Source organism: Kitasatospora sp. NPDC029367, from assembly GCF_055569135.1.
Genome location: NZ_JBVHYH010000018.1, coordinates 16475 through 28160, shown reverse-complemented (window position 1 = coordinate 28160; position 11686 = coordinate 16475). Strand labels below are relative to the sequence as shown.

At 73.0% G+C, this 11686-nt stretch carries 9 protein-coding genes and 1 pseudogene; 5 read left to right on the top strand and 5 right to left on the bottom strand.

The features are described 5' to 3' along the window. Positions 1 to 156: 156 nt before the first annotated feature. Positions 157 to 564: pseudogene (locus ACZ4W5_RS12690) on the bottom strand (MFS transporter); the annotation flags it as partial. 230 nt (positions 565 to 794) lie between these two features. Here ACZ4W5_RS12690 and ACZ4W5_RS12685 point away from each other — a divergent pair. After that, the gene (locus tag ACZ4W5_RS12685) at positions 795 to 1676 is read left to right on the top strand and encodes a winged helix-turn-helix transcriptional regulator (protein WP_360244739.1); all 882 of its coding nucleotides are present in this window, start codon (positions 795 to 797) and stop codon (positions 1674 to 1676) included. 79 nt (positions 1677 to 1755) lie between these two features. Here the strand turns inward: ACZ4W5_RS12685 and ACZ4W5_RS12680 are convergent, their stop codons facing one another. The 3 genes from ACZ4W5_RS12680 to ACZ4W5_RS12670 form a co-directional block, all read right to left on the bottom strand. Next, positions 1756 to 2340, bottom strand: a complete 585-nt coding sequence (locus ACZ4W5_RS12680) for a hypothetical protein (protein WP_465654153.1) — start codon at positions 2338 to 2340, stop codon at positions 1756 to 1758. A 177-nt stretch (positions 2341 to 2517) separates the two neighbouring features. Next, a complete protein-coding gene (locus ACZ4W5_RS12675; protein ID WP_465654152.1) occupies positions 2518 to 3261 on the bottom strand; it encodes a hypothetical protein in 744 nt (247 codons plus the stop codon). Between the two features lie 109 nt (positions 3262 to 3370). Further along, the gene (locus ACZ4W5_RS12670) at positions 3371 to 4918 is read right to left on the bottom strand and encodes a Na+/H+ antiporter (protein ID WP_360244748.1); all 1548 of its coding nucleotides are present in this window, start codon (positions 4916 to 4918) and stop codon (positions 3371 to 3373) included. A 341-nt stretch (positions 4919 to 5259) separates the two neighbouring features. Here ACZ4W5_RS12670 and sph point away from each other — a divergent pair, with 341 nt between their 5' ends. Together sph and ACZ4W5_RS12660 are read left to right on the top strand one after the other, a co-directional pair. Next, complete coding sequence (gene sph / locus ACZ4W5_RS12665) at positions 5260 to 6237, top strand: sphingomyelin phosphodiesterase (RefSeq protein WP_465654151.1); 978 nt, start codon at positions 5260 to 5262, stop codon at positions 6235 to 6237. Positions 6238 to 6412: 175 nt separating this feature from the next. After that, complete coding sequence (locus tag ACZ4W5_RS12660) at positions 6413 to 7216, top strand: thioesterase family protein (RefSeq protein WP_465654150.1); 804 nt, start codon at positions 6413 to 6415, stop codon at positions 7214 to 7216. A 52-nt stretch (positions 7217 to 7268) separates the two neighbouring features. Here ACZ4W5_RS12660 and ACZ4W5_RS12655 read toward each other — a convergent pair whose 3' ends face one another. After that, positions 7269 to 8594, bottom strand: a complete 1326-nt coding sequence (locus ACZ4W5_RS12655; protein ID WP_360244757.1) for a radical SAM protein — start codon at positions 8592 to 8594, stop codon at positions 7269 to 7271. A gap of 745 nt (positions 8595 to 9339) precedes the next feature. On the opposite strand from ACZ4W5_RS12655, the gene ACZ4W5_RS12650 reads away from it, so the two are divergent. Both ACZ4W5_RS12650 and ACZ4W5_RS12645 read left to right on the top strand, forming a co-directional pair. After that, entirely contained in the window at positions 9340 to 10584 is a 1245-nt protein-coding gene (locus ACZ4W5_RS12650) for a family 2 encapsulin nanocompartment cargo protein terpene cyclase (protein WP_465654239.1), read from the top strand. 64 nt (positions 10585 to 10648) lie between these two features. After that, positions 10649 to 11527, top strand: coding sequence for a geranyl diphosphate 2-C-methyltransferase (locus tag ACZ4W5_RS12645; RefSeq protein ID WP_465654149.1), 879 nt, complete (start codon positions 10649 to 10651; stop codon positions 11525 to 11527). Positions 11528 to 11686 lie beyond the last annotated feature (159 nt).

Here is an 11686-nt window from a genome sequence, read left to right as displayed (position 1 = left end):
ACCACCCCCCCCCCCCCCCCCCCCCCCCCCCCCCCCCCCCCCCCCCCCCCTCCCCTCCCCCCGCCGCCCCCCCCCCCCCCCCCCCAGGGTGCCCAGCAGGGCAGCCGAGGCCAGGTAGCTGACGGCGTCCAGCAGCATCGAGGCCGCGCCGCCGACCAGCTGCACCAGCACACCGCCGAGCGAGGGCCCGGCCAGGTCGGTGGCGGCGATGCTGCCGGAGAGCAGGCTGTTGCGGGCGGTCAGCTGCTCTGTGGGGACGACGGCGGGCAGGAAGGTGGAGTTGCCGACGTCGAAGAGCACGCCGGCGAAGCCGACCAGTAGTGCCACCAGGACCAGTTGGGGCAGCCCCAGCACGCCGAGCGCGGCGGCCAGCGGCACCGAGGCAACGGCGGCGGCCCGGATCAGGTCCATCGCCACCTGGGTGCCGCGCAGCGGCAGCCGCTGGACCAGCACGCCGGCCGGCAGTCCGATCACCAGCCAGGCGACGTAGGCGGCGCCCGTGATCAGTCCGACCTCGAAGGCCGAGGCGTGCAGGGTGACCACCGCGATCAGCGGCAGGGCCACCGTCGTCACCTGGTCGCCGAGCCGACTGACGGTCGAGGCGCTCCAGTAGCGCCAGAACGCCCCCGCCCCGCGGCCGGTGCCGCCACCCCCGCCCGCCGGATCCACCGTTCTCGCCGCGTCCACCGTCTCCGTCGTCAACGTCCGCCCCTTTCGCCGCCACCCGGTCCAGGACCGGGACCGAGTGGCTTCGCGAGTAAGTTCCCTTTGGGAACTCACTATACTGGGTGATCATGCGGCACACGGAAGCGGCGGACCCGGACTGCGCGATCTCCCAGGCCCTGGCGGTGGTCGGGGACACCTGGACCCTGCTCCTGGTCAGGGACGTCGCGGGCGGCACCCACCAGTTCGACGCCCTGCAGAACGGACTCGGCATCAGCCGCAAGGTGCTCACCGAGCGCCTCAAGGCACTGGTCGCCGACGGTGTCCTGGAGAAACGGCTCTACCACCCGCACCCGCCGCGGTACGAGTACCACCTGACGGACCGGGGCCGCGGACTCCTGCCGGTCCTGGTCGCCCTCCAGGACTGGGGCGGACGCTACGTCCTGGGCGACGGCACCCTCTCCGCCACCAGCGCCCCCGACTCCGCCGAGACCCGCCGGGTCACCGCCCTCACCGGCCACCGGCTGCCCGCGCTGGAACTCGACGCCGCCGCCGGGGGGCGGGTCGACCCGGTCGCCGCGGACCGCGCCTGGACGGTGCTCTACTGCTACCCCGGCGCCTACGCCCCGGGCGGGGCCGACCACCCGCCCGGCTGGGGCGACATCCCCGGCGCGCCCGGCTGCACCCTGGAGTCCTGCACCTACCGCGACCGGATGGGCGAGTTCACCGCCCGCGACACCGCCGTCTACGGCGTCAGCACCCAACGCCCGGACCAGCTGGCGGCCTTCGCCGAGCACGCCCGGATCCCGTTCCCGCTGCTCTCCGACGCCGGACTGGAACTCGCCGCCGGGCTACGGCTGCCCACCTTCCGCGCCGCGGGCGTCGAACGCCTCAAGCGGCTCACCCTGGTCCTCGACGCACGCCGCACCGTGCGCGGCGTGCTCTACCCCGTCACCGATCCCGCAGGTTCGGTCGAGGACGTCCTCACCCTGCTGGACGGGCTGCGCGGCTGACGGCCGGGCACACGGAAACGGGTGCGCCCCCGGCCCGGCCGGGGACGCACCCGCTCAACTGTGCTGCGACGGAGGGTGGTCAGTACCGCGAGGCGATCACGAACCAGCCGACCACCATGATCAGGACGACGGCGACGATCGCGATCGTGGTCGGCGTCAGCCGGTCCCGGAACTGCTTCACGGGCTCGACCCGCTGCGCCTCCTCGGTGCTCGACTCCCACCAGTTGCGCAGCCGCTGGACGTTCACGTCGAAGTCCGCGGTCGGGTACAGCGGACTCCAGGACAGGCCCGGCAGCGAGCGCCGGCGCCCGCTCGTGGTGAAGATCCGCGCTGCCCGGGTCGGTCCGGAGCCGGCGTACGGTCCGCTGGACGCGGTGGTGCGGACGTCGACCCAGCGGATCTCCGCCCAGGAGTAGGTGCGCCCGGCCCCGAACCCCCAGCAGATCGTCACGCCCTCGGGTCCGACCCGGCTCCAGCCCCGCCACGAGCTGTAGAAGACCGGCGCGAACAGCACCACGACGATGCCGAGCGACCAGGCCACGAACACCGGCCCGGAGCGCACCATCCCGACCGACACCATGAGGACGAGGAAGGCGAGGGCGCCGGCCAGATGGGACTTGGAGGGGCGGAACAAGTCCTTGCCCCGGAACACCAGTTCGTTCACGGTCGCAGGCTACTCCGGTGCCTCGTCTGCGAACAGGCGGTTTGACGCGATCTTGACGGGAGCCGGCAGGCCGGCGGGCGGGTGGGCCAGCGGCCTTTCTGTGTACGGGAGTTGGCGGAACCGTGCCGTCCGTGGGAATGGTGAACCGGTGGAACCGCCTCATCCGTGGCCCGGTCGTCAGGCGCTCTTTCGCCCGGGCCGCCCGGCCTGTCCGCTGCGCCCGGCCGCTCCGCTGCGCCCGCTCCGTCCGCGCAGGACCCGGCGGGCCGTGCCGAAGGTGAGCGCGGCCCACAGGACGGCGGCCACACCCGAGACCCAGAGCTCGGCGCCGCGGAAGGAGAGGTCGTCGTCCCGGTTGGCCGGCGGTGCCCAGCCGTCCGGGTCGGCCAGCACCGTGGTGGTGCTGCCGACCGAGGACCCGGAGCAGCCGAAGCCCCCGATGGTGCCGTGCGGCAGCGGGTGGCCGTCCTCGCGGCGGATGCCGCAGGTCCAGCTGACCCGGCCCGTCTTGTCCTTGCCGCTGTGCGCCGAGGTGACGACGACCCGGGTCTCCACCCCGCGGTGCGAGATCAGCTGGGCGCGCAGGGCGGGGGTGGGGATCACCAGGAGGATCAGGCCCAGCGCGACGGCGGGCCAGACCACCCAGCCGCTGCTGCGGATCATCATCAGTCCGACGACGGCCACCATCAGCACCAGGACGGCCAGGATGGTGCAGGGGGCCTGGTAGTCGGGGTTGGTGGCGAGCGCCAGCAGCCCGATCATCAGCAGCGGGGCGAGCAGCCCGACCAGCAGCGCGGTGCGCCGCACCGTGCGCGGCGCGAGCTGGACGTCCTTCCCGGGGCGCCGACGCGCGGGCTTGGCAGGCCGGACGACCCCGGCCGCCAGGGGCCGCTTCTGCTTCTTGTTCGGACGCTTGGCCATGCTGCCCCCGCTCGGTGGTTCTGCTTCGTGCTCGCGACAGTGTGACGGCAGCCCCCGACGGCCGGAAGGCCGGGGTACCGCCCTGCCCGCGGCCACGTCCGGCCTGCGGTCAGGTCCTGCCCAGGGCCGCCTGTTCCAGGTCGAGGTCGCGCTGGAGCAGCCGCAGGGTGGTGTCGCTGATCCGGTGCTCCTCGTACAGGCGGTGCAGCCGGTCGTTCTGCACCGCGATGACCTCCTGCCGCAGTTGGCGGTAGGCGTCGTCGGCGGTGGTGCCGTCGGGGGCCTCGGGGGTGCGGTCGAGCCGGGCGGTGAGGGCGCGGCGGACCCGGTCGACGGCGGTGTCCGGGACGGCCTCCAACTCGGCCAGGCCGTCCACGTGCTCCAGGGCGGTGCGGTTGAGCTCGTCGCGGGCGTCGGCCTCCTCGCGCGCGGTGTGCTCGGGTTCCAGGGCGAGTCCGGAGCGGTTGACCACGGCGGCGAGGGTCAGGCCCTGGACGACCAGGGTGAGCACGACGTTGGAGACGGTGAGCACCAGGACCAGCGGCCGTCCGTCGAGCGCGGCTCCGCCCTCGGTCAGCAGCGGGATGGAGAGCGCGGCGGCCAGCGGCATGACGCCCCGGGTGCCGGCCCAGGTCACCACCCCGGCGACCCGCCAGGACAGCCGTCCCTGGCTGGGCTTGACGGCGCGGGTGAGCGGCAGGGTCCACAGCACCCGGACGGCGATCAGCACGGCGGCGATGGCCACCGACTGGAGCGGCCACCAGCCGGTGCCGGCCGGTAGCTCCCGGACGAGCGTGGGCAGTTCCAGGCCGACGATCGAGAAGACGACGCTCTCCAGCAGGAACACCACCACCGCGTACACGGCGTGCAGTTGCAGTCGGATCCGGGCGTCGGTGAGCCGGTGGCCGGAGCGGCCGAGCAGCACCCCGGCGACCACCACCGAGGTGACGCCGGAGGTGTGCGCGGACTCCGCCAGCACGTACGCCGCGTACGGGGTGACCAGGGCTATCACCGTCTCCAGCACCGGGTCGGTGGTGCGGCGGCGCAGCAGCCAGACCAGCCCGGCGACGGCCGCGCCGACCAGGCTGCCGCCCCCGCCGAGCAGCACCAGCTCGCCGCCCGCGGCGGGCAGGTCGACCGTCCCGCCGACGGCCACGGCGACGCCGACGGCGACCTTGAACAGCACCAGCGAGGTGGCGTCGTTGAACAGGCTCTCCGCCTGGACGAGCACCTGGACCCGCCCGGGCAGGGCGAGTCGGCGGCCGAGTGCGGTGACGGCCACCGGGTCGGTGCTGGAGAGCACGGCGCCGAGCACGAAGGCCATCGCGGGCGGCAGCCCGGCGACGGCGACGGCGACGAAGCCGACGGCCGCGGCGGAGGCGAAGACCAGGCCGAAGGAGAGGATGGTGACGGGCCGCCAGACCGTCCGCAGGTCGCGCAGGGACAGTTCCTCGGCGGAGGAGTAGAGCAGCGGCGGCAGCACCACCGCGCCGATGATCTGCGGGGGCACGTGCAGGGCGGGGACGCCGGGGAGGAGGGCGACGCCGAGTCCGGCGAGGACCAGCAGCGAGGGGGCGGGCACCCGCCATCGGCGGGCGAAGGTGGCCACGCTGGTGGCCAGGACGACCAGGACGAGAACGATCCCCACGGCGTGCATCTGCAGAAACGACCCATCGCAATGTCGGGGTCGCCGTGGCCCGATCGCCGCAGTCGTCCCCCGAGCCGACCAGACTTCCCGGCACACCGCTCGGCATCTTATCGGGCTTTTGGCGGGGTTCGGCAGGGGATTCCGGTGCCACGGCCCGGGCGGCGGTCTCGGTCACCGCCCCGTCGACCGCAGGTCAGGCCCGGTCGCGACCGGTACTACCGGCCGGTAGTGCTGTTCCGAACGAATTCACCGAATGCTCGCCGGAAGTCTTGCGGGCCGTGCACGTACGGAAGTTGGATACACAACATCCCGCGACCCGCCGGGCCGACGACGTCCCCCACGGAGCCCCGATGACCCTGCCGTCCCTGCGCCGCACCCTCGCCGCCGGTGCCGCCGCCACCGTGCTCGCCGCCCTCGGAGCCGCCCCGGCCGGCGCCGAGAGCGCCCCCGTCACCGCGCCGCCGCTGGACGTCCTGACCTACAACACCTTCCTGATGAGCACCTCGCTCTACCCCAACTGGGGCCAGCAGCACCGCGCCCAGGCGATCGCCTCGGCGGACTTCTTCCAGGGCCACGACGTGGTCGTGCTGGAGGAGGCCTTCGACAACGCCGCCTCCGACGCCCTGATCGCCAAGGCCTCCGCCGCCTACCCCTTCCACACCCCCGTGGTCGGCCGCTCCACCGGCGGCTGGGACGCCACCTCCGGCAGCTACAGCTCCACCACCCCCGAGGACGGCGGGGTCACCGTGCTCAGCAAGTGGCCGATCCTGCACCAGGAGCAGTACGTCTACAAGGACGCCTGCGGCTCCGACTGGTGGTCCAACAAGGGCTTCGCCTACGTCGTCCTCGACGTCGACGGCCGGCGCACCCACCTGGTCGGCACCCACCTCCAGTCCACCGACTCCGGCTGCGCCAGTGGCCAGGCGGCCGCGATCCGGGCCAGGCAGCTCGGCGCGATGCGGGCGTTCCTGGACGCGAAGCGGATCCCGGCGGACGAGCCGGTGCTGGTCGCGGGGGACCTCAACATCGACTTCCACGGCACCGAGTACCAGTCCCTGCTGGACAACGGCTACCTCGCCCCGGCCTCCGCCCGCACCGGCTGGCCGTACTCCTTCGACACCGTCGACAACTCCATCGCCGCCTACCGCTACCCGGGCGAGCCCAAGGAGGACCTCGACCACGTCCTCTACCGTGCCGACCACGCCCGCCCGCAGCAGTACACCAACGAGGTCCGCCGGGTGCACAGCGCGCCCTGGACGGTGAGCAGCTGGGGCAGGAGCTACACCTACACCGACCTCTCCGACCACTACCCGCTGGTCGCGCACTGAGCCGGGGCGGTGCCGTCCACCAGGGGCAACGCCGCAGGTGGGGCGGGCCCGGTGTGGCAGGCATCACAGCTTCCGGGCCGGTTCGGGCTCCTACGATCGGGAGCGCGGACGCCGGCCACGCCGGGACCGGCGCCCGCCCGGCAGCCCCGCGATCCGGCCCGAGGAGAAGCGCACCTTGACCAGCCCCACCGCCGCACCCGACAGCTACTACCAGCGCACCGGCGAGCAGCAGTACAAGCCCACCGTCCACGCCCAGGGCGCCTGGCACCCGGACGAGCAGCACTTCAGCCCGGTGGGCGGCCTGATCGTCCACGCGATCGACCGGCACCGGGCCGGGCGCCCCGCGGACGGCCTCGCCCTGGCCCGGGTGAGCTTCGACATCCTCGGCCTGATCGCCCTGGACGAACTGGAGATCACGGTCGAGACCCTCCGCCCCGGCCGCACCATCGAGCTGGTGGAGGCGGTCGCCTCGATCGCCGGACGCGCCGTGGTGCGGGCCCGGGCCTGGTTCCTGGCCGAGCAGGACACCGCCGCCGTGGCCGGCACCCACGACGAACGGCTGCCCGCCCCCGAGGAGTTCGAGTCCTGGCCGATGAGCGAGCAGTGGGCCGGCGGCTACATCGCCTCGGTGGAGGTCCGGCGCCGCTCCACCGCGCCGGGCCGGGCCGCCGCCTGGCTCGCCACCCCGCTGGAGCTCGTCGCGGGGGAGGCCGCGAGCCCGCACGCCGCGTTCATCGCCCTGGTCGACACCGCCAACGGCATCGCCGTCCGGGAGCAGCCCACCGAGTGGATGTTCCCGAACACCGATCTGACCGTCCACTTCCACCGCCGCCCCGGCGGCCGCTGGACCGGCCTGGACACCGCCGTCAGCTTCGGTCCGGCCGGCCACGGCGTCACCAGCACCGTGCTGCACGACGTCCACGGCCCGGTGGGCCGGGCCGAGCAGATCCTCACCGTCCGTCGGCAGCAGGGCAGTTGACGACCCCGGTGGCTGCCGCTGCCGGGGCGGGCGGCAGTCACCGGGAGACGGCTCAGCCCGGCAGCGAGTCCATGAAGGAGCTCACCGAGAAGACCGCCTTTCCGGGCCCGGCCGGGCCGTAGCCGGGCGGGGAGGAGAGGCCGAACTCCTCCAGGGTGGCGCGGTAGGTCTGCAACAGCCGGATGTGGTACTCCAGCGGCGCGCCCTGGGGGTTGGCCTTGCCCAGCGGGGTGGTGGGCTCGGGGCACCAGGTGGTGAAGCGCGGCACCACGCCGTGGGACATGAAGAAGCGCAGCCCCTCCCGGGTGGAGGCGATCGCCTCGTCGACGGTGGTGAAACCGAAGGGCTCGGCCATCTCCACGCCCGCCACGAAGTTGGGGATCACGTTCTCCGCGCCGAACACCTCGGTGGAGTCCAGGATCCGGCGGTGCCACTCGTCCCGGCCGACGTAGCGCTCCTTGCCGGGGCAGTAGAGCTCGAACAGGCGTTTGTCCCACACCTCGAAGTTGGGGTGGTAGATCTTCACGCCGTAGTCGTGGAAGCGCTGCACGTCGTCGCGGGGCAGCGCCTGGGCGACCACCTTGCCGATCCAGCGGTCGGGGAAGCGCTCCTCGATGGCCTTCGCGTACTGCCCGTAGAAGTCCGCCTCGTCCCGGCCGCCGACCTGGGAGGTGATCGCGCCGCCGGTGAGGGTGTACGCCCGGGAGGCGCGGGCGGTGTCGTGGCGGTCGATGATCTCCAGCGCCTCCAGCACCTCCTCCACCGGCTTGACCCCGGTGTACGGCCGGCCGGCCGCCTTGTGCTGGCGCCAGTTGTGGTTGATGTCGCAGTACTGGCACTCCTCCTTGGCGCCGAAGTACTGGCAGACCCGGAACACCGTGAGGTAGATCAGGTAGCCCCACTGGATGGTCGGGGCGACCTCCATCACCGACTTCCCGTTGGCCAGGGTGTGCCGGTAGTAGTCCGGCATCGGCGGCAGGCCGACGTCGGCGATCCGCGCGCCGTCCAGGTAGAGGCCGAGCGTGCCGTCCTCGCCCGCGCGCACCCGGTACGGCGAGTCCGGGTTGACCCGCACCGACACCACCGTGCGGCGCAGCCCGTACGGGCCGCCGGTCAGCACGACCTCCTCCGGCGGCCGGTTGAGGGCGGCCGCGCCCAGCTCGGGCAGGGTGCGGTGGTCGAAGGAGAAGATGAAGTAGGACTTCGGTTTGACCTCGCCGCTCCCGTCGGCCCCGGTGCTGCCGCTGAGGGCGGACTCGTCGAAGGCCATGCCGCCGCGCAGCAGGTCCTCCTTGATCACCGCCTCCCGGGGCACGTCGGGGAAGCGCTCCATGAGGTCCTCGACGACTTCGGTGCGGCTGCGGGCCTGGCTCTCCATGTGCTGGTCTTCCTTCCTGGCCGCGTTCCTCGCACGGCGCCCCGCCCATTCTTCTCCCCCTTACGCCGGCGGTCGGACACCGGCCCGCCCGCCGGCCGTCTTCCGACCGTCCTCCGGCCGTCTTCCGGCTGACGTCGCGGGCGCGGGCGGTCCCGATCGGGCGATCCGCGGTCGAACGGTCCCCGTCGCGGCCGGTGCGATGCCGCCGGCCGGCGCGGGACACGGCGGGTGGTCGGCAGGTTGACGCGCGGCCCGGACGGGCGGGGGCCGGCGGGTGCGGAACCGCAGCCAGGGGCCCGGGCGGACCGATGCATGACACCGGCGCGGCCAAACGCCGTCAGCCGGAACGTTCACCCTATCGGGTGTAGAAGATCGTCCGTTGCGATCCGGAACGGGCTTTCGCGCCTACGGTGGGGAACCGAGCGAGACGGGGCCCGTGGCGTGGAGTTCCCCATCGCTGCGGGCGAGATGACGACCCGTCACATCAGGTGATCCCTCTCGGAGGAGGCTCCATGCCCCTGTGCACCAGAACGGGTACCCCGCCCGGGCCCGTCGACGCCCCGGTGGTGGGCTCATGAGCTCCCCGGCGATCGACCGGATCCTGCGCGGTCCCACCGGACTCGGCACCGCCGGGCTGCAGTTGAGGCCGCCGACGCCGGCTCCCGAGGTCGCGGCTCCTGAGGTCGGGACTCCCGAGGTTGCGGCGCCCGGGCTGCCGGTGGAGGCGCCGACGGCCGACGTCCAGCTGGATGCCCCGGCGGTCGAGGTGCCGGCCGCCGTCGTCCCGGGCGGCGGGGCCGCGCTGGTCGAGGCCGTCGCGTCGGAGGCCCTGGCGGCAGCGGCCGCCGCGCTGGAGGCCGTCCTGCCCGAGGTCCAACCGCCGTCCGCGCCGTCGCCCGCGCCCGTACTGCCATCCGCTTCCGGACTGCCGTCTGCTCCCGTACTGCCCACCGGTCCCGCGCTGACCTTCGGCGCCCCGGCCGCAGCCGCGCCGGGCGGCAAGCCGAAGACCGGCGACCCCATTCCCGGGCTCTACCACCACCCGATCGCCGAGCCCGACCCGGTGCGGGTGGCGGAGCTCAGCCTCAGGATCAAGGCCTGGGCGATCGACGAGATCGAGCTCTACCCGCCGGAGTGGGAGAAGGACTTCGACGGGTTCTCCACCGGGCGCTACATGGTGGCCTGCCACCCCGACGCGCCGAGCATCGACCACCTGATGATCGCGGCCCGTCTGATGGTCGCCGAGAACGCGGTGGACGACTGCTACTGCGAGGACCTCGGCGGCTCGCCCGTCGGCCTGGGCAGCCGACTGCTCCTCGCGCACACCGCGCTGGACCCGCTGCACACCACCGCGGAGTACCACCCGGCCTGGGAGGCCTCGCTCTCCGAGGACGCGCCCCGGCGGTCGTACCGCTCCGCGATGGAGTACTTCGTCCGCGCCTCCACGCCCGCCCAGGCGGACCGCTTCCGGCACGACATGGCGCGGCTGCACATGGGGTACCTGGCCGAGGCCTCCTGGGCCGAGGCCGAGCACGTGCCGGAGGTCTGGGAGTACCTGGCGATGCGCCAGTTCAACAACTTCCGCCCCTGCCCGACGATCACCGACACCGTCGGCGGCTACGAGCTGCCCGTCGAGCTGCACGCGCTGCCGGCCATGCAGCGGATCATCGCGCTGGCGGGCAACGCGACCACCATCGTCAACGACCTCTACTCGTACACCAAGGAGCTCGCCACTCCGGGGCTCCACCTGAACCTGCCGGTGGTGATCTCCGAGCGGGAGGGCGTCTCGCGCCAGGAGGGCTACCTCAAGGCCGTCGAGGTCCACAACGAGCTGATGCACGCCTTCGAGGCCGAGTCGGCCGCGCTGGCCGTCGCCTGCCCGGTGCCGACCCTGGTGCGCTTCCTGCGCGGGGTGGCGGCCTGGCTCGACGGCAACCACTACTGGCACCAGACCAACACCCACCGGTACAGCCTGCCCGACTTCTGGTAACGCGCCGGTCGGCATTTCGCACCTTTTCCGCTAACCAAGCCTGATCACACTGGAGTTGACCCACATGTCCGTGACCGACGACCTCTCCACCGCCGGCACCGCCATTCCCGGCCCGGCCACTCCGTACCAGAGCGACATCGCGCGCTACTGGAACAACGAGGCCCGCCCGGTGAACCTGCGCCTGGGCGACGTCGACGGCCTGTACCACCACCACTACGGCATCGGCGAGATCGACCAGGAGGCGATCGGCGACCCGGCCGACAGCGAGCGCGAGAAGAAGGTCATCGCCGAGCTGCACCGCCTGGAGTCCGCCCAGGCCGACGTGCTGCTCGACCACCTCGGTGACATCAAGGCGGAGTCCACCCTGCTCGACGCCGGCTGCGGCCGCGGTGGCTCGATGGTCATGGCCCACCAGCGCTTCGGCTGCCGGGTCGAGGGCCTGACCCTCTCCTCGCAGCAGGCCGAGTTCGGCAACAAGCGCGCCGCCGAGCTGGGCATCGGCGACTTCGTCCGCTCCCGGGTCGCCAACATGCTCGACATGCCGCTGGAGAACGGCTCGGTGGCCGGCTCCTGGAACAACGAGTCCAGCATGTACGTGGACCTGCACGACCTGTTCGCCGAGCACTCCCGGGTGCTGGCCGTCGGCGGCCGCTACGTGACCATCACCGGCTGCTGGAACCCGAAGTACGGCCAGCCGTCGAAGTGGGTCTCGCAGATCAACGCGCACTTCGAGTGCAACATCCACTCCCGCCGCGAGTACCTGCGGGCGATGGCCGACAACCGCCTGGTGCCCCAGGCCGTCATCGACCTGACCCCGGACACCCTGCCCTACTGGGAGCTGCGGAACACCACCTCGCTGGTCACCGGCATCGAGGAGGCGTTCATCGAGTCCTACAAGGACGGCTCCTTCCAGTACGTGCTGATCGCGGCCGACCGGGTCTGACCCGGCACCCTCCGCACGACCGGCACCCCGGTGCCGGACCGACGGGGGGGGGGGGGGGGGGGGGGGGGGGGGGGGGGGGGGGGGGGAGGGGGGGGGGGGGGGGGGGGGGTGGCGCACTATTTCCGTTCACCCTACCGGCCTCGAAGAATCTTCCCCGCG

Excerpts from the sequence above, each read along its gene's own strand:
- ACZ4W5_RS12670 (WP_360244748.1), bottom strand. The coding sequence starts at position 4,918 with ATGCACGCCGTGGGGATCGTTCTCGTCCTGGTCGTCCTGGCCACCAGC.
- ACZ4W5_RS12645 (WP_465654149.1), top strand. The coding sequence starts at position 10,649 with ATGTCCGTGACCGACGACCTCTCCACCGCCGGCACCGCCATTCCCGGC.
- ACZ4W5_RS12685 (WP_360244739.1), top strand. The coding sequence starts at position 795 with ATGCGGCACACGGAAGCGGCGGACCCGGACTGCGCGATCTCCCAGGCC.
- ACZ4W5_RS12655 (WP_360244757.1), bottom strand. The coding sequence starts at position 8,594 with ATGGAGAGCCAGGCCCGCAGCCGCACCGAAGTCGTCGAGGACCTCATG.
- ACZ4W5_RS12675 (WP_465654152.1), bottom strand. The coding sequence starts at position 3,261 with ATGGCCAAGCGTCCGAACAAGAAGCAGAAGCGGCCCCTGGCGGCCGGG.
- sph (WP_465654151.1), top strand. The coding sequence starts at position 5,260 with ATGACCCTGCCGTCCCTGCGCCGCACCCTCGCCGCCGGTGCCGCCGCC.